Consider the following 23,000-nt stretch of genomic DNA (forward strand, 5'->3'; position numbering starts at 1 on the left):
GGAGGAGGCAATCATGACTACGTCCGTTTTTCGCATGCCCCTGAGGCTGCTGACAGCCTCGGTTTTATGTGCCTTGGCCAACGCATCCCATGCGGCCGTGTACGTCCAGTGTCCGGGTGACACCAATGGCGACGCGGTCATAGACAATCCCGACCCCAATCATCCTCGCGCCGTGTGCCAACACCTCACGGCTGGAGACGGCTTCATCAGAATGGGCGACGACGCCGGGAAGCTGCAGTACACCTTCGGTTTCCATGACGTGACCGGAGTGCCGCCCGACCAAGTGATGGATACCGGCCTGCTGGCGGCAAACTTCCCGGCGCCGACCATCTCGCTCAAGGAGGGCGACGAGTTTTACCTCTCGCTCACCAACGTCGCCATGGCGATACGCCCCGACCTGGCCGATCCTCATTCCGTTCACTTCCACGGATTTCCCAATGCGTCCGCCGTGTTCGACGGCATGCCGGAAGGCTCGATCGCCATCAACCAAGGCGAGACTCTCACCTACTACTACAACATCGTGGAACCCGGCACATTCATCTACCACTGCCACGTCGAAGCCACCGAACACATGCAGATGGGAATGCTCGGCAATCTCTACGTACACCCGAAGCAGGACGGAACCTCCAAGACCTACGACGGCAAGACCTACACCAAGTTCGCATACAACGACGGCGACGGCTCGACCGGGTACGACGTGGAATACCCGCTGCAACTGGGTTCGTTCGACCCGGTGTTCCATGATCTCCACCAGAGCATCCAGCCGCTGCCTTTCGCCAACATGAAGGACACCTACGCCATGATCAACGGGCGCGGCTATCCGGACACGGTCAATCCTTCCCCATTGCCAACACCTATTGATCCGGAATCCGGGCAAAGCGCCAATAACGGAACCCAGTCACAGAAAGTTTCCTCGCTGGTCACGGCGAGCGCGGGACAACGCGTCCTGCTGCGCATCTCCAACCTCAACATCACCAACTTCTACACGGTGACCGTGCTGGGGCTCCCGATGAAAGTGGTGGGAACCGGGGCCCATATCCTGCGTGGCCCGACAGGCAAGAACCTCTACTACGACACGAGTTCCGTCACCCTGGGCGGCGGCGAAGCGGTCGACGTGCTGATCGATACGCGGGGAATCACTCCCGGAACCTACTTCCTCTACACCACCAACCTCAATTATCTGAGCAATAACGAAGAGGATTACGGCGGGATGATGACCGAGATCGTAATCAATTAGGAGAAGCGTCATGTACAAGTCACCTTGCATACTCGAACGGCTCTCCGGTGCATCCGTGGCGCTGCTGCTGTGCATCTGGGGCGATTCCGCAACCGCCGTCGTCGACGGCATCACGGGTCCGACCTTCAACCTCACGGCCAAGGAGGACTACATCAGCACGGCCGACGGCAACACCGTCCTGGCTTGGGGCTACGCCAACGGGAACGGCACCATGCAATACCCTGGACCGACCCTGATCGTGGACCAGGGCGATGTCGTCACCGTCACGCTGCACAATGCGCTGCCGCCGCACGGCGCCGACGCGCCCCTTCCGGTGTCCATCGTGTTTCCGGGGCAGGAGGGCGTCACCGCCAGTGGAGGCACGGAAGGACTGCTGACCCGGGAAGCCAATACCTCGAATAACCCGGCCACGCCGGAGAACGAAGCAGTCGTGACCTACACCTTCACCGCATCCCGCCCAGGAACCTATCTCTATCACACAGGCACCCATATGGATTTGGAAGTCGAAATGGGGCTGGTGGGTGCGCTCATCGTGAGGCCCAATTCAGACGGCCAAGCCTACGGACACCCGGACAGCGCTTTCGATCAGGAATACCTGTTTCTGCTGAGCGAGATGGATCCGAAAATTCACGAGCTGATCGAAGCCGGCCGGCGGGCTGAAGTCGATACCGCCGCCCGCCATCCCGTGCACTGGTTCATCAACGGACGCAACGGTCCGGACACCATGCTCAAATCCGGCAACGATACGCCCTGGCTGCCCACCCAGCCCTACAACTGCCTGCCTCGGATGCATCCCGGGGAAAAGCTGCTGCTGCGACTCATCAATGCCGGCCGCGACCTCCACCCCTTCCATCACCACGGCAATAACTCCTGGTTGATCGCGCACGACGGCAGGCTGCTGGAAAGCGCATCCGGGGCGGGACCCGATCTCGCGAGTTCGGACTACACCATCACCACGGCGCCGGGGGAAACCTACGACGCGCTCTTCGAATGGACCGGAAAAGGGCTCGGCTGGGACATTTACGGACATCAACCGGGCGATCCCCTTCAGCCGAACGAATACGCACCCGACCACGGCAAACCGCTCCCGGTGGTGCTGCCGGACCCCCAGCTCGCCGTAACGATCGGGGAGTTCTGGAGCGGCAGCCCATTCCTCGGACAGTTCGGAGTGCTGCCTCCCGGTGCGGGCGGCAAGAACCTCAATGCCGGCTATTTCCACATGTGGCACTCCCATACCGAACGGGAACTCACCAATGACGATATTTTCCCCGGCGGGATGATGACCATGGTGATCATCGAGCCTCCCAGTGTGCCGATTCCTTGATTGAGGGAACAAAGTCATGAACAGCCAAAAATCGAAGCATGTGTTCGGGATTCATCTCCCGGCATTATCGGCACTCGCCATCGCGTGGAATTCGGCCTTCGCCGCGGAGTACTGGCTGCGGGCCGACACCGTCGAGGTGATGATGCCGGGCGGTGTTACGGTGCCCATGTGGGGATTCGCGCTCGACAACCCCGCGTTCAATTCGGGCAACCCGGCAACGGTGCCCGGTCCTGCGCTGACAGTCCCGCCGGGCGATAGCACGCTCACCATCCACTTGAAGAACGACGGATTGCCCGAGCCGGTCTCGATCGTCATTCCGGGGCAGATCGCGAACATGAACCCGGTCAAGGTCAACGACGCCCAGGGCAGGCCGCGAGTCCGCTCATTCGCGGCCCAAACTCCGGCCGGCGCCACCGGTACCTATACTTGGGCCGATCTCAAGCCGGGGACCTATCTCTATCACAGCGGCACGCACCCGCAGGTGCAGGTGCAAATGGGCCTTTACGGCGGCCTGACCAAAGATGATGCGGCCGGGTGGGCCTATCCCGGCATCGCCTATGACAACGAAGTCGTGCTGCTCTACAGCGAGATCGACCCGGCACTTCATGCTGCCGTTGCGGGCGGTACCTACGGCACGGCCGCCTATCCCAGCACGATCAACTACGCGCCCAAGTATTTCCTGGTGAACGGCCAACCATACGACGCGAACAGCCCACCGCCGCCGCTTTCAGGAGGGGGCGCCGGACAAAAGACCCTGATCCGGTTCCTGAACGCGGGCTTGCGGACTCATGTGCCGGTGCTTCAAGGACTCGATATGCAGTTGGTGGCCGAGGACGGCAATCCATACCCCTATGTCAAGACTCAGTATTCGGCATTGCTGCCCGCGGCCAAGACCCTCGACGCGATTCTCTCGCCGACGCCGGGGCAGGACGGCAAATATCCTATCTACGACCGCCGGCTGGATTTAACCAACGGCACGCAGCCCGACGGCGGCATGCTGGCCTATTTGACGGTGGGCGCGGCGGCGGCGGGCGCGCCCGTTGCGACCAACGACGGTCCTTATTCAACGAACGAGGATACCGCCCTTGCCATACCGGTTCCCGGCGTACTGGGCAACGATACCGGAACGCCGCCGCTCAGCGCCTCGCTGGTGAGCGGCACCGCCAAGGGCACGCTGAGCTTGGCTCCCGACGGCTCCTTCAACTATACGCCGACAGCCAATTCCTCGGGCGCCGACAGCTTCACCTATAAGGCTACCAGCGGGACCGCGAGCAGCAACGTGGCGACCGTCACTATCAACGTGAACCCGGTGAACGATCCGCCGGTAGCGCAGAACAATTCGTACAGCATGGCCCAGGGCGGCAGTCTTAACATCCCGGCTCCGGGCGTGCTAGCCAACGACAGCGATCCGGACGCGGGCGATACGCTCACGGCGGTGAACTTCGGCGCGGCATCGAACGGCACCGTAACCGGCAATGCGAACGGCGGATTCACATACACACCCACCGCCGCGTTCACCGGCACGGCAAGCTTCACCTATCAGGCGCGGGACAATAGCGGCGCCGCCAACAACACGAGCAATCCCGCCACCGTCTCGATCACGGTCAATCCCAATCAGGCGCCGGTCGCACGCAACGATACGGCAAGCGCGAGAACGAACGTCGCGACAACCATCAATGTCATCGCCAACGACACCGATCCGGACGGCACGATCGCCCCGAACACCGTCACCATCGTGACCCAACCCAACAGGGGCGGCACGGCGACGTCCAACGCCAACGGCACGGTGACCTATAAGTCGAGGATCAACTTCAGGGGCACCGACACGTTTACCTACACGGTCAAGGACAACCAGGGCAAGACGTCCAACGTGGCGACGGTTCGCGTGAATGTCACGCGGTAAGAAACGATTCATTAGAGGTGTGTCATGAAAACACAGGGCCGTGTTTCCGTACTCAGATACAGGATTAGCCCCTCGCTTTTGGGAGTGCTGATTATCATAAGTTGCGCAGCCATCATCGCTACGCGATGGCTAAGCGATTCCAAGACGGTGCCCGCAGGCCATCGGCTTAGACCGACTGCCGAGATTCCGACGGCGTTGGAAGAGCGATGGGGAATACGGCTCCTGGGCATCAGGCTTTCGGCGGCGGGAAATATGCTCGATTTCCGCTACCGCATCGTCGATGCCGAAAAAGCGGCTCCGCTTGCCGATCGCAAAGTGCAGCCCTACGTGATGGATCAGACGAGCGGCAGCCGGCTTTTGGTGCCCACCACGCCGACCGTCGGCTCTTTGCGCCAGACCAGCATAAAACCCCTGGTGAACCGTACCTACTTCGCCCTGTTCGCGAATCCCGGCAGACAAATAGACGCGGGCGATAAGGTTACGGTGGTGATGGGCGACTTCAGGGCAGAGAACCTAATCGTGGAGTGACCGCCATGCGTGCTTCAAGCCCCTATAAGCCGGTCGTTCGCCTCGTCATTTTTCCGCTGCTCGCGGGGTTCGCAGGCGCTGGCGCACACGCCGGTGTCGTCGATCCCGAGCTTGATTCCGTCTTGCAGACGGCGACGCCGAACGAGGCTATTCCCGTGATCGTCACCCTGTCCGACCGCATCGTTTCAAGTACCTTCAAAGACAAGGACAAGCGGCTCCGCCGAAGCAAAATCATCAAGGCACTTAAAGCTAAAGCGGACCAAAGTCAAAAATCGCTGAAGCCATTTTTGGAAAACAAAGGCGCTCAGCGCATTCGGCAGCTTTGGTTGATCAACGGGCTGTCATTTACCGCCAAGGCCGCGGTCATTCGCGAAATGGCCGGGCTGCCGGGAGTCGAGAGCATCAGGCTGGACCAGACGCTGGAGGCGCCGACGGCGACCTCCGGCACCCCGGCCGCGCCCGAATGGAACTTGAACATGATCCATGTTCCGGATGTATGGGCTAGAGAACATACCGGGGCCGGGATCGTAGTTGCCAACATGGACACCGGCGTCGATGCGAGCCACCCCGATCTTGCCAATAGATGGCGGGGTGGTTCGAATAGCTGGTACGACCCCCATGGCGAACACGCCACCCCCTACGACAGCCTGGGACACGGCACCCAGACCATGGGCATCATGGTAGGCGGCAACGCCGGCGGAACTTCCATAGGTGTCGCTCCGGGCGCCAAATGGATCGCGGTCAAGCTCTTCGACGACGCGGATCGGGCCTTGATGAGCGACATCCACCAGGGATTTCAGTGGCTGCTCGATCCGGATGGCAACCCCGACACGTCCGATGCGCCGAACGTGGTCAACGCCTCGTGGGGCTTGCAAAACACCACCAACCAGTGCGTCCTCGAGTTCAGCGACGACATCCAACTTCTCAAGGCGGCGGGTATCGGGCTTGTATTCTCCGCCGGGAACGACGGGCCGATTTCTTCAAGCAGCGTGAGCCCGGCCAATAATCCGGAGGGCTTCTCCAGCGGCGCGGTCGACAACACGCTGACCGTCGCGAATTTCAGCAGCCGAGGGGCTTCCGCCTGCGATGGCGGCATCTATCCACAACTGAGCGCTCCCGGCATCAACGTCAACACCGCCGATTTGTCGTTCGGCGGACTGCCGCTTTACGCCACTGTATCCGGCACTTCTTATGCGGCCCCCCATGCCGCAGGCACGATGGCCTTATTGCTGGAAGCTTTTCCCAATGCAAACGTAGCGGTTCTGGAATCGGCCCTGAAGCAATCCGCACACGACCTGGGCGATTCCGGCGCCGACAACAGCTACGGCCACGGGCTGATCGATGCCAAGGCCGCATACGATTACCTGCTCAACAATCCGCCCGGGGGCGGCCATGCGCCCGCAATCACCTCGACTCCGGTCACGACAGCCACCCAAGGGCAGCTCTACAGCTATTCCGTGACCGCCAGCGATGCCGACGGCGACACGCTCACCTTTTCGCTCAACACGGTGCTGGCCGGCATGAGCATCGATGCGGCGACCGGGCTTATCTCGTGGATTCCGACCAACAGCCAAGCGGGAGCCAACAACGTGACCGTCAAGGTAGCCGATCCGGGCGGGCTGTCTGCGACCCAGAGCTTTACGATTAATGTGGCCGATGCGAACGATCCGCCCGTTGCGTCCAATGACGCTTACAGCACGGTCGCGGGCGGCACGGTATCGATCACCGCGCCCGGCGTCCTCGGCAACGACAGCGATCCCGACAGCAATTCCCTCACGGCCGTGCTAACTGCCGGCGTCGCCCACGGCAGCCTGAGCCTGAATGCCAATGGCGGCTTCAGTTACACGCCAGCCGTTGGATTTACCGGCACGGACAGCTTTACTTATCGGGCCAATGACGGCGCAGTGCTGAGCACGCCCGCGACGGTCTCGATCACGGTCGCCGCCAACAAACCGCCGGTGGCGGTCAATGACACGGCAACCACGCGCAAAAACACGACCAAGGCTATTGCCGTGCTGGCCAACGACTCCGATCCGGACGGCAGCCTCAATCCGGCAACTGTAACCATCGCCGCGAAACCCAACAAAGGTGGGTCTGCCGTTCCCAATGCGAACGGTACGGTCACCTACAAGCCGAGGCTGAGCTTCACGGGCACGGAGATATTCAGATACACGGTCAAAGACAACCGGGGCGCTACATCCAATACGGCCACCGTTACGGTAAGCGTCACCCGATAAGGAGGAAACCGAAATGAATGGAACAGGCTCACGCGGCATGGGTTTACGTTTTCTGCTCCAAATGGCATTGGCCATCACACCTTTCGCTCCGCACAACGCCAGCGCCTATGACCAAGCCACCGCCGCGCCCCTGAATTCCCAACTGCCAGGTGGCCATGCCGGCTTGTCTTACAGCATTCCGGACATCACGCTTGCCGATCAAGACGGCAAGCGTGTTTCCTTGTCCGACCAACTCTATACCGATAGACCGGTTATTTTGAATTTCGTCTTTACGACCTGCACGACTGTCTGCCCGATATCGACGGCAATCTTCTCCAAGCTTCAAGCGAAGCTAAGCAGCCAAGGCGCGAAATTCCGACTGATTTCGATTTCCATCGATCCGGAGCACGATAAACCGGCGAACCTGAAGAAGTACGCCCAAGAATTCGGCGCGGGTGCTGATTGGCGCTTTCTTTCGGGCGATACGGCCGGCATTCTCGCCGTACAGAAGGCGTTCAACGCCTACCGGGGCAGCAAAACGAACCACGCCGTTCTGACGTTCATACGCTCACCCCAGGATGGCCGATGGATTCGCTTCGAGGGACTGGTAAGCGCCGATGCCTTAGTCCATCACACGCTAAGTGTCACCTCGGAAAGGCTCGTAGCAAAGTGACATTCACACCTCGGGCTGATGCGGTGAAAAAAAGCCTCATCATGCTTCTTGCCGTCCATTTATGTGCTGATGACGCGGTTGCCGGACCGAAGCGAACCGCTTCAACGACCGCACAGGCTCAGCTTATCGAACAGGGCAAGCGAATGTATCGCGAAGGAATTCTTCCTTCCGGACGCCCCATGGTTGCCACGGTTCAGAATGATGTCACGCTGACGGGGACCCGCGCCGCCTGCGCGAATTGTCATCGCCGCAGCGGATTCGGCTCTAGCGAGGGCCAAATCGTTGCGCGGACGATCACCGGACCCGCGCTCTATAGCCCCGCGTACCCCCCTCACCCGAAGATGCATCAATCGCCGGTTGAAAGCCCTCTGAACCGCCCCGCCTACACCGACGAAACGCTCGCCAACGCGATTCGAACGGGTGCCGACATGACCGGACGCCGGCTCACTCAACCAATGCCGCGCTATTCGTTAGCCAAAGAGGAATCCGATGCCTTGATCGCGTATCTGAAAACGCTGTCGACGGCTCCGTCCCCCGGCGTAACCGATCAAGCCATTCATTTTGCGACGGTAGTGACCGAAGGCGTGGAACCGGCGAAACGCAAGGCCATGCTTGGCGTTTTGGAAGCCTTTTTTCGGGACAAGAACGCCGGAACGCGACACGAAACCCTGCGAGCCGAACGTGCCCCTTGGGACATGGAGCGCGAGTACAAAGCCTACCGAAACTGGCGGCTCCACTTGTGGGAGCTGACCGGCCGTCCGGAAACCTGGCGCGCCCAGCTGGATGCCTATTACCGTGAACAGCCCGTCTTTGCGCTGGCCAGCGGCATCGGTACGGGAACTTGGCGGCCGGTCCATGATTTTTGCGAGCGCCTTGAAATTCCCTGCGTGTTCCCGAACGTGGACTTCCCCGTCATTTCCGAAAACGGCCATTACGCCTTCTATTTTTCCAAAGGGGTGACGCTCGAGGCGGAGGTACTCGCCAAGCATCTCGGCGAGATGTCCGAACGGTCCCATAACGCTCCGATCATCCAGGTCTTCCGCGATGACGAAACCGGCAGAGTTCCCGCCGATGCGTTCCGGAGCGCGATGAAAAACTACGGAAACGACGACATTCAAGATCTCGGTCTCGACCCTGCCGTCAAGCCGACAGCGGATTATTGGCTGGCTCTTCTGAAACGCAGGCACCCTGCCCTGCTCCTCCTTTGGCTCGGGGATTCGGACCTGGGCGCGCTGGAAACCTTGGCTGCGTCAGCGCTGGCTCCCGAAGCGATTTATCTCTCTTCAATCCTGACGAACAAGCCGCTTTCTTCGCTTGCAGCCAAGTCGAGAGCCAAACTGCGATACGTCTATTCCTTCGAATTGCCGGAGGCTTTGGACCGGCGGCTATTGCGGATTAGGGCTTGGCTGAAGAGTAAAAAGATCGAGCTCATCGACGAACGCATTCAGGCGAACACTTATTTTGCCGTGACCCAGGCTGGAGCCGCGTTGATGCATATGGTCGACAATTTTTCACGGGACTATTTCGTGGAAAAGATCGAACACGAAGTGGACACGGCCATAGCCACGTCGATTTACCCGCGATTGACTCTCGGTGCCGGTCAGCGCTTCGCATCGAACGGGTGTTATCTCGTAGAAGCTTCCATGGAAGCAAAGGGAGCGCTGATGCCTTTCAGCAGTTGGATCGTTCCGTGATGCGCAATTTCAAAGATTGCCGCTAAATCAAGCCGTAGTGCCGCTCAGAATTTCGGTGTGGAATCCGGCTCGCCATGGGCATCCAAATCTCCGTCGGAAGCCGCTTCATGATGCTCATGATCATCGTGATGATGGTGATAGTCGGCCTGCTGCAAGCTTTTTACACCGACCCCGTGCTGGTAGACCATCAATCCCCCCAAGTCCGCGGCAAAGAAAATGCAGGTCAGGACGATCCCTGCCAGAAAGAGGTGCAAAGCCTCCGCCATGGCGGAGAAATGTGCTCTGGACATGAGGCGCCAAATGGCTAATGCCGAGGACAAACCCGCAATCGTCAATCCCAGCCGTTCATGCCATTCCATGATGTCGTGCACCGCGCCGCTGTGAGGGACGCTATCCTCCGCGATCAACCCGGCGACGGCGGCCGCAATGGCTCCCAAAGCACCCAAATAAAGCATCCAACTGGCGGCGTGTCGCAGTCCCGGCCATCTGAACACGGCACCTATGAGTTCAAGCAGAAAAAAACCAGTCAGGAAAGCGATCGGAAAATGCACGATCATCGGGTGCAAGTTGGTTCCCAACGCGTCGATACCGGCGAATGGATTCATCGAAGCTCCCGAGTCCAGCGTCCGGGAGACGGTGTCCAGCAAGCTCGCGACAATTTCTAGCAAACCGCCGCCCGCCTCTCCGTCGCCGCCCGCGTGCACAGCGGGTCGCGTGAGGTGTCCGACTAAATCCGGACCTGGAAAATTGAACATGATCGCTTCCGAGTAAGTGGTTAAAGGTTGAGTGGGCTCAATGCCGAACTGTCCGAGACGTTCTCTTAGTCGCCCTTTCGTAGCACAAGTTTCGCAGAGAACTCCAGGATTCGAAACCACGCGGTGCTTGTCGCTTCGATTTCGATCATCTATCCGCTTCATCCCGGTCGTTCGGAACTATTGACCGGACCGGTGCCGGCTTGCCGAATCTTTGGCCCCATATCGCCGTAGACGATGCGTCCGGCTCACCCTACAACCGAAAGGCCTCTAGCAAACCCAGCACGGTCAGGAACGGTTCCGGGAGCGGCTGAATCTCCAGCTTCAGGAGTCTTCCACATCCGGCCGATCCTTTTTGCCCATTCGACGCTCGACCGATGTCAAAAACTGCAAAGTCAGAAAGTTGAGCGTGCTTATCAACACGGCGATTTCGTAAAAGCCGTGGGCGACCGAAGCACCGATCACTCCGGTCGACCATAGGCTGGCTGCCGTAGCCGTACCTCGGACGCCTGCCGCCGTTTTCAGAATGGCCCCGCCCCCGATGAAACCCATTCCCGTCATCAACCCCGCGACGATGCGAGCCTGTGCGTCCTGCGCCGTACCGGCAACTAAAGCTCCCACCAGGATATAGCCGCAACTTGCGACCGCAACCAGCGGGAAAGTGCGTAATCCCAGCGTGCGGGTCGATTTCTCCCGCTCGAAGGCGATCGGCAGAGCCAATACGAATGCGCCCATAAGCTTGAACACATGAGATAGAAACAAGCTCCAATCCCAGCTAAGTAGGTCCATCCACTCGGGTCGATTTCGAATGCTAAAGCTTCTACGCGCACGGAAACATGAATTTACAGACATAGAGGACGCGGCTTTCGTTCCACAAACGTTTTTTGATAGTAAAAGGGTTCAGTCGCCAGTGGCCCCGACGATTGCTCCGGCATTCCCAGAATATCGAGTGGAGACCGTACAGCAAGCCCGACCCACATCAGTATCCTGTTCCATTCCTCCTGTTCCGGTCGGATATCGCCGACACACGCGAACCCACGACGCTGCGCATGGATTCGCATCGGTCAGGTCGCCGTCAAGCTCGATCACCGCTCATCTGCACGAACCTGTCAGCCGTTCCGGGAAGAGCCGTTTGCCGGGGTCCGGGGCCGTTTCCCATTCATCGCCGTCCCAGGGTACGCGGCCGCCAAGTTCGACGAGCGATCCCACCGGATAGGTCCCGAAGCGGCGGCTGGATGGGATTTGCGGGATACGGACGAAGAGCACGGCCTCCACGTCGGCCACAAGCATCCGCTCGAAGGGGGTTAACTCCCCCTTCGGAGCGTCCCCGTCGAGGAGGCCGAGCAGATCGTGGCCGATCGCCTCGAAAGCGTCCCGCGGCACCAGCCGGGTCTTTTCCGCTGCGAGCAGGCCGAAGGCATCTCTGCCCCCAGCCAGGCTGCCCTGAGCCAAGGCCGCCACCGGGAAAGCAGCCATGGCGGCAAGATAACTGGTCGGGCCGGTCTCCGGAATGTTCCAGCCCAGCCAGCGCAAGGGATCGATGACGAGGGCGGTGCTGTTGTTGGTTGCCCGGTCATACCCGATGGCATGGCAATAGTAGCCGTGAAAGACCTGTTGCAAGGTCGCCTGCACCCGGCTTGGAATGCGGGATTCGCGCATGACCGCCACGAGCATGTAGTTCGGGCGATACCAGGCCTGGCCGCTGTTGAGATCCGCCAGATAATTGTCCATGGGCACCAGAGCCGAAAGAATGCCTTTGTCGCTCTTGTCGTCGATGGGATAGAAGTTGCTGACCAGCCAGTCGCTCCATTCTCCGTGCGGCCCGAACACCCCGGTAGCGAGGGCAAGGTGGCCTCCGTGCGCCCCGTCGTCATCGCCCTGGGCGCCGTCGAGCACGAAGGCGAGCACCGGCCGGTTCGCCCAGCGGCGGGGCTGTCCCGGATGACGCTCCCACAGAACCCGCACAGCGTAGATGCCCGTCACGCCCCCGGTCTGTGCCCGGATCAGGGTTGTCAAGGTTTCGCCTTCTTTTAGCGGCTCGAATCGGGCACCGTCCATATCGACCCGGGTGTCCTCCGGCCAAATCGTCCGGGCGACGAAAATCGGAACGCCCCGTTCGAGCAGGGTGGCCCCGCGCATGCGCAGCGGCCGTTCCCTGAAAAAGGCCGTGGTGGAATGATCGAGGTAGGCCCGGTTGGTGGGAATCGCGGGGGTAACCGCAAACGGCACCCGTCCCGCCGGGGTGAGGAGAAACCTGCCATCCTCAGATAAGGCCGCATGCTCGATGATCTCCGGAGCGCCGATCCAGACCAGCGACGGATGTAGCAGCGCGTCCCCGTCCGGTGCAAATGGGGCTTGGCCGGTGACCGGTTGCCCGCTCTCGGGGGTGGCGATCACCTCATCGCGAAAATACCAGAGCGCCGCCTCGGGCACCGGGCAATCCGTGCACTGTCCCGTGGCGAGCCGAAATCCTGAACTCGACAGGAGTCCAAAGCGCTCTCCGCTTAAGGCGCGTTCCGAATAGGGACCGGCATAGGTCGCGCCGAGCACTGCGCCCCACCGCAAGCCTTCCGCCGTCCGCAGCGGCCCCGCCTCACCGAATCGCAGGCGAAACGGCATCCCCGCGCCGGCACGGTTCTCCCCGGATTCTTCCGTAACCTTAGGTTCGGCCGCACACCCACATAGAAGAGCGATCCACAGCAGGCGACACAACGCGGGGCTCTTAATCCACCAGCGTGTAAAGATAGCTGGCAATATCCCGCGCATCGGATTCGGTGATGTTCATGGCAGCATCCGGTCGGGATCAATCTTGGGCTGCTCGTTATTCCGCCTCGCTCCATCTACGATCCCACTTCTTGAATACAGGAGTACCGTAGCAACGAGAAATCGCGAGGCGCTACGACGATTACGTCTTCCATATCCAATAAATTGGATTAGATTGTCATTCGTTCTATCCAAAACTACGCAGTAGTTCGTACCGGATTTCGCTCAAGAAAGGGGTAAATCATCTCCGTGGAAAAGGAGGTGGAGCCCCCCAGTCGATCTGATATGATGGGGCCACGCGTTGACATGGAAGGTCGGATCATGTTCGATTTTTTCGTCAAATCAGGACTCAAGCGCACGCTGTTCCTGGCTTTATGCTGGTGGGCATTGACCGAGGACTTATTGGCTTGGGCCTTCGGTGGGCCGGTCATCCTCCTCGCGCTTGCGTCAAGCTTCCTCCTCGGTCCCCCCGGACACCGGACTCTACACAGCCTGCCGCGCTTCCTCGGTTTCTTCCTTTGGCATTCGCTGCGCGGCGGGATCGATGTCGCCCGGCGCGCCTTGCACCCGCAAATGCCGTTGGCGCCGGCACTCGTGGCTTTCCCCCTGCGCCTGGACGACGAGGCGGCCTGCGTACTTCTCGTCAACACCATCAATTTGCTGCCCGGCACCGTGGTTGCGGAATTCGAGGAACAGCGTCTGCTGGTGCATGTCCTGGACAGGCGGCTGCCGATTCTGGAGTCTCTGCGAACGGTGGAGGAGCGGGTGGCGGACCTGTTCAGCCATTCCCTCGATGACTCCGGGAGGACACCCCGTGCCTGACCTCGATCTGGAACTTGCCTTTTTTCTGCTCCTCAACATTGCCGCCGGGCTGCTGCGCATCGTGCGCGGCCCGACCCCGGCCGATTGCATGCTGGCGGTGCAATTGTTCGGCACTACCGGCGTAGCGGTTCTGTTGCTCTTGGCGGAGGCGCAGAATTTGCCGGCGCTCCGGGACGTGGCCTTGACGTTCGTACTGCTCGCGGTGCTTGCAACGGTGGCGTTCGTGAAGCGGTTCTCCGTCCGCAGCGGTGAGGACGGCGAATCATGAACGAGATTGCACTCCAATGGTTTTCGGCCTTCACGCTGTTTCTCGGGGTTTTTTTCTTCTTTGCCGGAACCGTCGGCCTGCTGCGCTTCCCCGATGTATACACCCGGATCCACGCCCTCACCAAAGCCGACAACCTGGGCCTTGGCCTGGTCATCTTCGGCTTGATGCTGCAGGCCGAATCGTGGGCCGTAATACTGAAACTCTTGCTGATCTGGCTGCTCGCGCTACCGGCCAGCGCCACGGCCTGCCACTTGCTCGCCCGTCATGCCTTGCGGTCCGAACAGCCACCCCGGACCGGTGCTCCCGCCCGAAAGGAATCTCGGTAATGCCCGGCGAAACGGTGGACATTCTGCTCGCCGCGATCCTGATTTGGATTGCCTGGCGGACGGAGATTACCGCCGATCTGTTCAAGGCCGTGGTGTTGCTGATCATCTTCGGCCTATTGATGACGCTGGCCTGGGTAAGGCTGAACGCTCCGGATATCGCCCTGGCCGAAACAGCCATAGGGACCGGCCTGACCGGCGCCTTGCTGCTCGACGCCGTGGCGCATATTACGGGGAAACGCAGGCGGCGGCTTGGACGGAGTGATCGCTCATGAGTGCGGTCGAGCCGGAAGAGCATGGTCTCATCCGGCCCATCGCCGCCGCGCTCGCGTCAGCGCTGGGCATTGGGCTGATCGTCGCGATATTCGCGCTCCCGAGGCCAGTCGTCGGTTTGGCCGCGCTTGTCGCGGCGCATCTGGAAGAGAGCGGCGTTCGGCATCCGGTAACGGCCGTACTGCTGAATTACCGGGGCTACGACACCTTGCTGGAGATCGCGGTTCTGTTGTTGGCGGTTCTGGGCGTCTCGGCATTCCGGCCTGCCGGTCCGGTTGCCACGTACCGGCCGCGACCCGACTCCGGCCCCGTGCTCGCGGCCCTGATTCGTCTGATAATTCCCCTCATCGTTCTTACTGCGGGGTATCTATTGTGGGCAGGCGCGCACCGGCCGGGCGGAGCATTCCAGGCCGCAGCGGTGCTCGCCGGCGGCGGCGTTCTGCTGCGACTGACCGGCCTGATTCCAAGCTTCCGATCGCCGCCCCTGTGGCTTCGCATGGCGCTTTTTTTGGGTTTCGACGTATTTCTGATCGTTGCCGCCCTGCCCCTGGGTGAAGGATCGAGGCTGCTGGAATACCGGGCGGCACGGGCGGGAATTGCGATCCTTGTCGTGGAATCGGCGTTGACCCTGTCGATCGCAGCGATCCTCGTGACTTTGTTCGTCGGCGCGGCGCCTTCCCGGATTCGAAATAAGCGATCGACCGAATCGGCACGCCTGCCGCAGAACGATAGGGCCGGACAACCATGATCGGCGGCGGGCTGATCTATGCCATAGCCGGTGCCATCCTGTTTTCCCTCGGCCTTTACGGGCTCGTCGTTCATCCGCACCTGATGCGTAAGCTGATCGCCTTCAACATCACGGGCAGCGGCGTATTCCTGGTCCTCGTGGGGCTGCCGCAGCGAATGGCCGGAACGCCGCCGGATCGGGTCTCGGAGGCCCTGGTGCTCACCGGCATTGTCGTCGCGGTAAGCGCCACCGCTTTCGGGCTGGCGCTCGTGCGGCGTTTCTACGATCTAACCGGAAAGACACGCCTGCCGAACGACCCGCGGCCCGAGCCATGACCGGAATATCGTCGGTCGCACCTTGGATACCGTCGCTGATCCTGCTTCCGCTGGCAGCCGGAAGCCTGTCCTTTCTCTTCGGACCGCGGAGCAGCCTGGGTCTCGTCGCCGCAACGCCCGTAGGAATCGGGTTCGCGCTGATACAGCTTCTTCTCGAATTCAACGATACGGGCCTCCAGCATTATCCGGTCGGAAGCTGGGGCTCACCCCTCGGCATCGAATTTCGCGCCGACGGCCTGAGCCTGGTGATGCTGGGCATGACCGCGACGGTGGGGATTTTCATCAGTCTCTATGCTCTGGGTTATTTTTCCGGCGAGCAGGCTGGCGGCGTCTGGTTCTGGCCGCTCTGGTGGTTTTTGTGGGCCGCGCTCAACGCTCTTTTTCTCTCGGCCGACCTGTTCAATCTTTACGTGACCCTGGAGCTGCTCAGCTTGAGCGCCGCCGGTCTGGTCACGCTCAGTGGCGAGTGGGAGTCGCTCGCGGCGGGGCTTCGCTATCTCCTGGCAGCCTTGGCGGGATCGCTGGCTTATCTCATGGGAGTGGCGCTGCTGTACGGCGCTTACGGCACCCTGTCTTTGGAACTGATGGCCGGATTGATCCGGCCGGAACCCGCAAACGCTTTGGCAGCGAGCCTGATCACCGTGGGCTTGCTGCTCAAGACCGCTCTTTTCCCGCTGCATTTCTGGCTACCGCCGGCCCATGGAAGCGCGTTGCCGCCGGTCAGCGCCCTGCTGTCGGGACTGGTGATCAAAGCGTCTTTTTACATGCTGTTGCGCCTCTGGTTCGAAGTCTTTCCGTCCGCGCTGACGCCGGTCTTCGCTCAAGGAATAGGCATCTTAGGCGCCATCGCCGTCTTTTCGGGCGCTTGGCTCGCGTTTCACCAGGAAAAACTGAAAATGCTGATCGCCTGGTCGACGGTGGCCCAGATCGGCTATTTGTTTCTGACCTTCCCCTTGGCCTCGGCATCTCCGGCCGGCGCGCTGACCGCCTTGAGCGGCGGCGTGTACCTGGCCCTGTCGCATGCCATGGCCAAGGCCGCCCTGTTTCTGGCGGCCGGCGCCATGCTGAAGGTGACCGGCGAAGACCGGATCGACCGGCTCGAAGGCGTGGGCCGGCACCTGCCCGTGAGCCTATTCGCCTTCGCCATAGCCGGAGTCAGCCTCATGGGCCTGCCGCCCAGCGGCGGATTCATCGCCAAGTGGCTGCTGCTCGATGCCGCGCTGGCCACCGGCCAATGGTGGTGGGCCGTGGTTCTGATTCTCGGAAGCCTTCTGACCGCCGCCTACATCTTCCGGGTTTTGCGGCGCTGCTTTCTGGCGCCCCCGGAGCATGCCGTTTTCCATTCGGTACCGGTTGTCATGCCTATAGCCGCATTTTCCCTGGCCGGCATCGCTTTGCTCTTGGGTCTGACGGCGGTCTTTCCGCTCAGGCTTTTGGAAAAAAGCGCGCCCTACGTCGCCGAAGCGGCCATTCCATTCACAGTAGTCCCATGATCCCCGATCCCTGGCTGCCCCTTCTGATCGTATTGAGCTCTCTCCTGACCGGCGTGCTCATTTTCTTCGTGGGTGAGGAACAGCATCGCACCCGCTCGACTCTCAATCTAGTCGGGGCAGTGGCCAAGCTTCTGCTGGTGGGCGTCATGGTGTGGGGCGTATTCCATCGGCATCGTTACGAAACCCGGCTGCCGCTGCTGCCTGACCAGGATTTCGTGCTGCGCGCCGATGCGATGGGCATGCTGTTCGTGGGGCTTTCCTCCGTGCTGTGGCTGCTCACCACCATCTACGCCATCGGCTATCTCGAAGGCTCCCCCCACCGCAGCCGGTTTTTCGGTTTTTTCAGCCTGTGCGTGACCTCCACCATGGGCATCGCGCTGGCCGGCGATCTCATCACCTTTATGCTCTTTTATGAGCTGTTGACCCTATCGACCTACCCCCTGGTGGTACATCGCGGCACTCCGGAGGCGCTGCATGCCGGGAAAGTCTATTTGAAATACACGCTGACCGGCGGTGCACTGCTGCTGGTGGGTATCGTTTGGCTGTACAACGTGGCCGGATCGGTTGAATTTACCGAGCGCGGCGCACTGGCGCAGGTTTCGGAGATTCACCATCCGGCCCTTCTCGCGATCTTCGCGATTCTGATCGCAGGGCTCGGAGTCAAGACCGCGCTGGTGCCGCTGCACGGCTGGCTGCCGGTGGCCATGGTGGCGCCGGCGCCCGTAAGCGCCCTGCTGCACGCCGTGGCCGTGGTGAAGGCCGGCGCCTTCGGCATCGTGCGCATAGCGTACGACGTGTACGGGGTGGAATTCGCCGCTAGGCTGGGCGTGCTGAAGCCCCTGTCCTGGCTGGCCGGCGTCACCATTATATATGGCTCATTGCGGGCACTGGCTCAAGACGACCTCAAACGGCGGCTGGCCTATTCCACCATCAGTCAGGTGTCGTACATCGTGCTGGGGATCGGCATACTCGGTCCGGTAGCGACCATCGGCGGCGTGGTGCATTTGGTGCACCAGGGACTGATGAAGATCACTCTGTTCTTCTGCGCGGGCGATCTGGCGGAGACCCTGGGCATTCACAAGATTAGCGAAATGAACGGCGTCGGCCGGCGCATGCCCTGGTCCATGGCGGCATTCACCGTGGCGGCCTTGGGCATGATCGGCGTCCCTCCGGTCGCCGGTTTCGTCAGCAAATGGTATCTCGGCTCGGGGGCGATCGATGCGAAGCAGTACTGGGCACTCGGGGTGCTGGCCGTCAGCACCGCACTCAACGCCGCCTATTTCCTGCCGATCCTTCACCGCATTTGGTTTCGGCCTGCCAGCGGCGAATGGCCGAAACCGGAGCGTGACGGTCTCGAAACCCGGCCGACGCTGCTGGTGCCCACTTTGATCACCGCACTTCTCTCCCTTGCCGCCGGACTGTTCGCGGGCGCGCCGTTCAGCCCGCTGGGCTGGGCCAAACTCATTGCGGCCCGGGAGTACGTTTCATGAGCCCCGAATGGCTGGTTGCCGCCACCTTGCTCGCACCGCTGTGCCTGGCTGCGGGGGTAATCATGGCCTCGGCGTGCTCCCAGGCGTTGGCTGTCGCGCCCTGGGCGGCGCTGCCCGGTCTCATCCTGGCGGCGGCACCGGAATTCCGCCTCGAACTGCCCTGGCTATTGCTCGGCACGCGTCTGGGACTGGATGCCACGGGCCGGATATTTCTGATATTCACCGCTCTGCTCTGGCTGATCGCCGGGCTTTATGCCCGGGCTTATCTGGCCTCCGATCCCCAACGCCATCGTTTCACGGCATTTTTTCTGATCACGATGGCGGGCAACCTGGGTGTCGTTCTGGCCCGGGACGTGGCGAGCTTTTATTTGTTCTTTGCGCTGATGACTTTTTCCGCCTACGGGCTGATCGTGCACGAAGGCGGGGAAGACGCATACCGCGCGGGCCGGATCTATCTGATCCTCGCCATCTTCGGGGAAGTCCTGCTGTTCGTTGCCTTTCTGCTGAGCGTGAGCGCCGCGGAGAGTCTGTATCTCGACGAGATTCCGAAGGCGGTCGCCCTATCGCCGCTGCGGGATCTGATGGTGGCGCTATTCCTCGGCGGTTTCGGGGTCAAGGTGGGCGTCCTGGTGCTTCACGTCTGGCTGCCTTTAGCCCATCCGGTCGCCCCCACGCCCGCCAGCGCGGTGCTGAGCGGCGTCATCATCAAGGCCGGGCTCTTGGGCTGGCTGCGTTTTCTGCCGCTGGGACAGGCGGCGCTTCCAGAGTGGGGCTACGGGTTGGCGGCCGCCGGGCTTGCCGCGGCGTTCTATGGTGCGGGGGCGGGATTGGTCCAAAAGGATTCCAAAACCGTGCTGGCCTACTCGAGCATCAGCCAGATGGGGCTGATCACCGTACCGGTGGGACTGGGTCTTGCAGCGCCGGCCGACTGGCCACCGGCTTTAACGGCGGTCGCGGTGTATGCCGTCCATCACGCTTTGGCCAAGGGGGCCTTGTTTTTGGGAGTGGGCGTCGCGCGGACGGCGGCTCGGAATGCGCGGCAACTTCGCTGGATCATGGCCGGACTCCTGTTGCCCGCGCTGGCCTTGGCGGGAGCTCCCTTTACCAGCGGTGCGCTCGCCAAGGAGTCGCTCAAAAAAGCGATCGGCTCGGCGCCGGAGCCATTGCAGGATGGGCTATCTTGGGCGTTAGCTTTGGCGGCGGTGGGAACCATGCTGTTGCTCGCACGGTTTCTTTATTTAGTCCGGCATGAGGCGCTGTTGGAAGCCCATGGCACCCGGAATCGCAGTCTGGGCTATGCCTGGGGGCTGGCGCTGCTCAGCGTGCTGACGCTCACCTGGGTCGTGTTCGGGGATGCAGCACGCGCCTTTTTCGAGCATGCGCTGGAACCCAAGGTTCTCTGGAGCGAACTATGGCCGGTGGGCAGCGGCATTTTGCTAGCCTACCTGTTCGGCCGTTGGCTTCACCGTTCCGCACCTCCGATACCGGCGGGCGATCTGCTCGTGCCGGCGGAACGGATGATGCTCCGCGCGTGGACAGCCTTGAAAAACCTTTGGAGCGCACGGTTCCGAAGACCGGCTCTGGTACCTTGGAAACTCCTTGGTCGCCTGCTGGGACGGTCCTTGGCTCAAGGCCAGTCCTGGTTGGAAAGCATGGCCGTCGCCGGAGCCCTTTTTCTCGTGTTGATCCTGTTTTTCATCCTGGCATTGCTCCCGAAGAGCTCCGGCTAAAAATAGAACGAACTAGCCAGAAAAATCAGCAACCACCCGCGAGCGGGTGGTTTGATAAAGGCTCCGTGCTACATGGCACGCGGGCAAAATCGCATTCGCACGGCTCTCAAAACCGCCTATGGTTTGGCCGGGGTGGCGCCCGGCATCTTTTCCAGGAGGTCGATCACTTTCAGGCTCGAGTCCGCCAGCTCTTGGGTTCTCGCCATCCGCTTGGTTTGCTCATCGGCCATCATGTCTTTATACGACTGGCTTTGCATCGCCCGAGTCACGATCGTGCGGGCGTCGCTGATCATTTTCCGGCCATGCTCGATCGAAACGGGATCGACCTTGGGCGACATGCCCATTTGGCCCAGCATGATCTGTTCGGACCCGTCGGTCGCCATGACTAAGGCGTGATTCAGCGCCAGATGGATATGGTGCATGGTCATGGCCTTGTCGCTCGGAAACTCGTGCTTCATGCCTTCCTGGATATTGGCCACGTTCATCATCGCTTGGCCGAGATCGTGGGTGTATTGCATCGTCGCCCCGGTCTTCCCGACTTCCTCATGCAGCTTTTGCATGGCCGGCCCTTCCATGCCGCGCTTGATCAAGTCTTTGCCATCGGTAAACATCTCCCGGCTGTGGCTTGAGGTCAGATCATCGATGTCCGCCTTCACTTTGGGATCCATATTCATGGCGGCAATCATCTGGTAGTTGGCTCCTTGGGCCACCATCTCCAAGCCGTGGTTCATCATGCTGATGTGAATATGGTGCAAAGGCATCTCCGCCTTTTCCTGGGCGTACGCCGAAGGCGTGCCCGCGAGGGCGCACGACATCAGTACGGCTACGACAACATTGCCAAAAGAATCAACTACCCTGTTCATGGCTCATCTCCTTTCAGGTGGATAACGCTGAGACCTTGATACGACTCGAGGCGAAGGGAAACCCGCGGCTTAAAGTCCGAACAACCGATCTACACCGCGCTTAACGTCATCACCATCGTGTCGGCGACCTCAATGAAATGAGACTCGTGCGTTTTCGCGCGAGTTGCACCCACGCCGCTTTTTTTGAAGATTAAAAGGCGCGCTCGCCACTCTGCGGCGCATCCCGAGTCCGCGCCGTGCCGTCCATAAACCCGGAGCAATTTTTTATGGCTGATCGAAACCAGGTGAAAAGACCTACCGGACTCAGCCATTTCCCGTGACACCGGGCCTGCTTGCCTCGGCAACGGCCGTTTCACGCGGAGCTGTGACTGGCATCGCTGTTGCATCAATCACCTCGGCGTTGGGCAGGCGTCCGTCGCGCAGAGTCCCCCTCTTCCTCTGCGTCGGCCGTCAGCCCGCGCGCTCGAGTAATCTCCTCACTTGATTGCAGGCGCCGCCTGCGAGGCGGCGCCCTATTTTCCAAGGACCTGAATCATGATGGATGTTTCACCGATTGTTAAGGATGCCGGACGTTCTTTCGTTCTTTCCGAAGATCCCGACTGGACGCCCCCGACTCATTGGGTGCGGGCCGTACAGCTCGCCCAACGCCGCGCCCCCTGCTACCGTACGGACGATCGTTTCCAGTGTGCGGCACAGGACTGCGAATGGCGGCGCTCATGCCTCAAACTCGTTGCCGTGTGGCGGCGGTAGAAAAAAAGGTTCAACGCGTCCTCCTAGTAATGTCGGCACGCTCAAGCGGCCGGCCTTGGAGACCGCCTATTGGGTCCGGTTGCCGGGAAAGTCCCGGAGAACGAAAACGCCATCGCCAAATTTCCCCGTAGGTCATAGCCGGCATCGATTGCGGCATTCGCCGCAAATTGTTGCGCAGGTCGATTCCATCCTATTCCTGTACAAACCGGATGGTTTGTTGATCCGTCAGGAAGAAGAAAACGACTGACTAAATGGGACAGTTTAGGCTGAAACTTCAGCCGCACATTTCGCGAAAAAGCTTTGAATTCAGCAAGCTCCAGCAATCCATTGGATTCGCAAACGGCTTAGACTCAAAGGGTCGTATGATCAGAGCGATTTAAGTGTGGCTGTGGTACCAGGCAAAAAAACGGGATGCCGATTGAACAGCATCCCGATTGAAAATGAGAAGATCTCACGTACTCGTACAATCAGGCTCGGAGGAGAACCTATGGCTGCTACGAGATGGCATTATCCTAAGCCTCTTAAGTTATTGATTCAATATGACATTTTGTCGCATAGCCGATGCGGGATTTCACTCGGCTCGCTGTGTGATATGCATTACCGGCCGCTGCTTGAAAAACCCCGAGCTTGGGTAAGTAATTGAAAGACAAGGAAGTCTAAGTCTGGCACGAGGTTTGTGGTTATTTTAATGCCGACTAGTGTCCTGTCCCATTAATTCGCTGACATAATCATTGAAGTTTGGCCAGGATGGAATCCGCCGTGGCGGTCCAGACGAAGGGTCGGCAGGACTGGTTGTAATGGGAGATGAAGTGGTCGATCTTGTTGACCAGATCCCG

Annotated in this window: 21 protein-coding genes; 17 read left to right on the forward strand and 4 right to left on the reverse strand. The window is 60.5% G+C overall.

All coding sequences use genetic code 11. From position 1 onward, the window contains the following. Positions 1-13 precede the first annotated feature (13 nt). The 7 genes from VEB01_RS10890 to VEB01_RS10920 all read left to right on the forward strand — a co-directional run bounded on the left by VEB01_RS10890 (position 14) and on the right by VEB01_RS10920 (position 9,575). Positions 14-1,237 carry a multicopper oxidase domain-containing protein gene (locus tag VEB01_RS10890; protein WP_324875348.1) on the forward strand — a complete coding sequence of 408 codons (1,224 nt, stop codon included), beginning with the start codon at positions 14-16 and terminating at the stop codon, positions 1,235-1,237. Between the two features lie 10 nt (positions 1,238-1,247). Next, the gene (locus VEB01_RS10895) at positions 1,248-2,561 is read left to right on the forward strand and encodes a multicopper oxidase domain-containing protein (protein ID WP_324875351.1); all 1,314 of its coding nucleotides are present in this window, start codon (positions 1,248-1,250) and stop codon (positions 2,559-2,561) included. Positions 2,562-2,577: 16 nt separating this feature from the next. Beyond that, the gene (locus tag VEB01_RS10900) at positions 2,578-4,464 is read left to right on the forward strand and encodes an Ig-like domain-containing protein (protein WP_324875353.1); all 1,887 of its coding nucleotides are present in this window, start codon (positions 2,578-2,580) and stop codon (positions 4,462-4,464) included. An 84-nt stretch (positions 4,465-4,548) separates the two neighbouring features. Beyond that, the gene (locus tag VEB01_RS10905) at positions 4,549-4,992 is read left to right on the forward strand and encodes a hypothetical protein (protein WP_324875355.1); all 444 of its coding nucleotides are present in this window, start codon (positions 4,549-4,551) and stop codon (positions 4,990-4,992) included. A gap of 5 nt (positions 4,993-4,997) precedes the next feature. Beyond that, complete coding sequence (locus tag VEB01_RS10910; RefSeq protein ID WP_324875357.1) at positions 4,998-7,229, forward strand: Ig-like domain-containing protein; 2,232 nt, start codon at positions 4,998-5,000, stop codon at positions 7,227-7,229. Between the two features lie 13 nt (positions 7,230-7,242). Further along, positions 7,243-7,881, forward strand: a complete 639-nt coding sequence (locus VEB01_RS10915) for an SCO family protein (RefSeq protein WP_324875359.1) — start codon at positions 7,243-7,245, stop codon at positions 7,879-7,881. Positions 7,882-7,904: 23 nt separating this feature from the next. After that, complete coding sequence (locus VEB01_RS10920) at positions 7,905-9,575, forward strand: c-type cytochrome (protein ID WP_324875361.1); 1,671 nt, start codon at positions 7,905-7,907, stop codon at positions 9,573-9,575. Between the two features lie 44 nt (positions 9,576-9,619). On the opposite strand, the gene VEB01_RS10925 is transcribed toward VEB01_RS10920, so the two are convergent. From VEB01_RS10925 to VEB01_RS10935, 3 genes are all read right to left on the reverse strand, one after another. Next, a complete protein-coding gene (locus VEB01_RS10925) occupies positions 9,620-10,330 on the reverse strand; it encodes a DUF2231 domain-containing protein (protein WP_324875363.1) in 711 nt (236 codons plus the stop codon). 321 nt (positions 10,331-10,651) lie between these two features. Further along, on the reverse strand, positions 10,652-11,116 hold the full coding sequence (locus VEB01_RS10930; RefSeq protein ID WP_324875365.1) for an MgtC/SapB family protein: 465 nt from the start codon (positions 11,114-11,116) through the stop codon (positions 10,652-10,654). 303 nt (positions 11,117-11,419) lie between these two features. After that, positions 11,420-12,946 (reverse strand): hypothetical protein, encoded by a 1,527-nt coding sequence (locus VEB01_RS10935; RefSeq protein WP_324875367.1) that lies wholly within the window; start codon positions 12,944-12,946, stop codon positions 11,420-11,422. A gap of 465 nt (positions 12,947-13,411) precedes the next feature. Between VEB01_RS10935 and VEB01_RS10940 the strand changes: the two genes are divergently transcribed. The 9 genes from VEB01_RS10940 to VEB01_RS10980 are packed head-to-tail and all read left to right on the forward strand — an operon-like array spanning position 13,412 to position 20,551. Continuing rightward, positions 13,412-13,912: a Na+/H+ antiporter subunit E gene (locus VEB01_RS10940; protein WP_324875368.1), complete on the forward strand. Its 501-nt coding sequence runs from the start codon at positions 13,412-13,414 to the stop codon at positions 13,910-13,912. Next, the gene (locus tag VEB01_RS10945; RefSeq protein ID WP_324875369.1) at positions 13,905-14,180 is read left to right on the forward strand and encodes an MrpF/PhaF family protein; all 276 of its coding nucleotides are present in this window, start codon (positions 13,905-13,907) and stop codon (positions 14,178-14,180) included. The genes VEB01_RS10940 and VEB01_RS10945 overlap by 8 nt, the downstream gene beginning before the upstream one ends. Further along, positions 14,177-14,506 (forward strand): monovalent cation/H(+) antiporter subunit G, encoded by a 330-nt coding sequence (gene mnhG, locus VEB01_RS10950; protein WP_324875371.1) that lies wholly within the window; start codon positions 14,177-14,179, stop codon positions 14,504-14,506. Before VEB01_RS10945 ends, mnhG begins: the two co-directional genes overlap by 4 nt. Then, on the forward strand, positions 14,506-14,778 hold the full coding sequence (locus VEB01_RS10955) for a Na(+)/H(+) antiporter subunit B (RefSeq protein WP_324875374.1): 273 nt from the start codon (positions 14,506-14,508) through the stop codon (positions 14,776-14,778). The genes mnhG and VEB01_RS10955 overlap by 1 nt, the downstream gene beginning before the upstream one ends. After that, positions 14,775-15,524 (forward strand): MnhB domain-containing protein, encoded by a 750-nt coding sequence (locus tag VEB01_RS10960; protein ID WP_324875375.1) that lies wholly within the window; start codon positions 14,775-14,777, stop codon positions 15,522-15,524. Before VEB01_RS10955 ends, VEB01_RS10960 begins: the two co-directional genes overlap by 4 nt. Beyond that, complete coding sequence (locus tag VEB01_RS10965; protein WP_324875377.1) at positions 15,521-15,838, forward strand: NADH-quinone oxidoreductase subunit K; 318 nt, start codon at positions 15,521-15,523, stop codon at positions 15,836-15,838. Before VEB01_RS10960 ends, VEB01_RS10965 begins: the two co-directional genes overlap by 4 nt. Continuing rightward, complete coding sequence (locus tag VEB01_RS10970) at positions 15,835-17,331, forward strand: complex I subunit 5 family protein (protein ID WP_324875379.1); 1,497 nt, start codon at positions 15,835-15,837, stop codon at positions 17,329-17,331. Before VEB01_RS10965 ends, VEB01_RS10970 begins: the two co-directional genes overlap by 4 nt. Beyond that, positions 17,328-18,821 carry a complex I subunit 5 family protein gene (locus tag VEB01_RS10975; protein WP_324875381.1) on the forward strand — a complete coding sequence of 498 codons (1,494 nt, stop codon included), beginning with the start codon at positions 17,328-17,330 and terminating at the stop codon, positions 18,819-18,821. Before VEB01_RS10970 ends, VEB01_RS10975 begins: the two co-directional genes overlap by 4 nt. Continuing rightward, positions 18,818-20,551: a complex I subunit 5 family protein gene (locus VEB01_RS10980; protein ID WP_324875383.1), complete on the forward strand. Its 1,734-nt coding sequence runs from the start codon at positions 18,818-18,820 to the stop codon at positions 20,549-20,551. Before VEB01_RS10975 ends, VEB01_RS10980 begins: the two co-directional genes overlap by 4 nt. A 116-nt stretch (positions 20,552-20,667) precedes the next feature. On the opposite strand, the gene VEB01_RS10985 is transcribed toward VEB01_RS10980, so the two are convergent. Continuing rightward, on the reverse strand, positions 20,668-21,414 hold the full coding sequence (locus VEB01_RS10985) for a hypothetical protein (protein ID WP_324875385.1): 747 nt from the start codon (positions 21,412-21,414) through the stop codon (positions 20,668-20,670). Between the two features lie 534 nt (positions 21,415-21,948). Between VEB01_RS10985 and VEB01_RS10990 the strand changes: the two genes are divergently transcribed. After that, positions 21,949-22,164, forward strand: coding sequence for a hypothetical protein (locus VEB01_RS10990; RefSeq protein WP_324875387.1), 216 nt, complete (start codon positions 21,949-21,951; stop codon positions 22,162-22,164). Positions 22,165-23,000 lie beyond the last annotated feature (836 nt).

This window comes from Methylocaldum sp., from assembly GCF_035627495.1.
Classification (GTDB): Bacteria; Pseudomonadota; Gammaproteobacteria; order Methylococcales; family Methylococcaceae; genus Methylocaldum.

What these genes read in the sequence shown, in the direction of transcription:
- VEB01_RS10925 (WP_324875363.1), bottom strand. Translation starts at nt 10,330, where the DNA reads ATGTTCAATTTTCCAGGTCCGGATTTAGTCGGACACCTCACGCGACCC.
- VEB01_RS10935 (WP_324875367.1), bottom strand. Translation starts at nt 12,946, where the DNA reads ATGCCGTTTCGCCTGCGATTCGGTGAGGCGGGGCCGCTGCGGACGGCG.
- VEB01_RS10915 (WP_324875359.1), top strand. Translation starts at nt 7,243, where the DNA reads ATGAATGGAACAGGCTCACGCGGCATGGGTTTACGTTTTCTGCTCCAA.
- VEB01_RS10930 (WP_324875365.1), bottom strand. Translation starts at nt 11,116, where the DNA reads ATGGACCTACTTAGCTGGGATTGGAGCTTGTTTCTATCTCATGTGTTC.
- VEB01_RS10970 (WP_324875379.1), top strand. Translation starts at nt 15,835, where the DNA reads ATGACCGGAATATCGTCGGTCGCACCTTGGATACCGTCGCTGATCCTG.
- VEB01_RS10940 (WP_324875368.1), top strand. Translation starts at nt 13,412, where the DNA reads ATGTTCGATTTTTTCGTCAAATCAGGACTCAAGCGCACGCTGTTCCTG.
- VEB01_RS10900 (WP_324875353.1), top strand. Translation starts at nt 2,578, where the DNA reads ATGAACAGCCAAAAATCGAAGCATGTGTTCGGGATTCATCTCCCGGCA.
- VEB01_RS10990 (WP_324875387.1), top strand. Translation starts at nt 21,949, where the DNA reads ATGATGGATGTTTCACCGATTGTTAAGGATGCCGGACGTTCTTTCGTT.
- VEB01_RS10910 (WP_324875357.1), top strand. Translation starts at nt 4,998, where the DNA reads ATGCGTGCTTCAAGCCCCTATAAGCCGGTCGTTCGCCTCGTCATTTTT.
- VEB01_RS10960 (WP_324875375.1), top strand. Translation starts at nt 14,775, where the DNA reads ATGAGTGCGGTCGAGCCGGAAGAGCATGGTCTCATCCGGCCCATCGCC.
- VEB01_RS10890 (WP_324875348.1), top strand. Translation starts at nt 14, where the DNA reads ATGACTACGTCCGTTTTTCGCATGCCCCTGAGGCTGCTGACAGCCTCG.
- VEB01_RS10980 (WP_324875383.1), top strand. Translation starts at nt 18,818, where the DNA reads ATGAGCCCCGAATGGCTGGTTGCCGCCACCTTGCTCGCACCGCTGTGC.
- VEB01_RS10985 (WP_324875385.1), bottom strand. Translation starts at nt 21,414, where the DNA reads ATGAACAGGGTAGTTGATTCTTTTGGCAATGTTGTCGTAGCCGTACTG.
- VEB01_RS10965 (WP_324875377.1), top strand. Translation starts at nt 15,521, where the DNA reads ATGATCGGCGGCGGGCTGATCTATGCCATAGCCGGTGCCATCCTGTTT.
- VEB01_RS10955 (WP_324875374.1), top strand. Translation starts at nt 14,506, where the DNA reads ATGCCCGGCGAAACGGTGGACATTCTGCTCGCCGCGATCCTGATTTGG.
- VEB01_RS10895 (WP_324875351.1), top strand. Translation starts at nt 1,248, where the DNA reads ATGTACAAGTCACCTTGCATACTCGAACGGCTCTCCGGTGCATCCGTG.
- mnhG (WP_324875371.1), top strand. Translation starts at nt 14,177, where the DNA reads ATGAACGAGATTGCACTCCAATGGTTTTCGGCCTTCACGCTGTTTCTC.
- VEB01_RS10975 (WP_324875381.1), top strand. Translation starts at nt 17,328, where the DNA reads ATGATCCCCGATCCCTGGCTGCCCCTTCTGATCGTATTGAGCTCTCTC.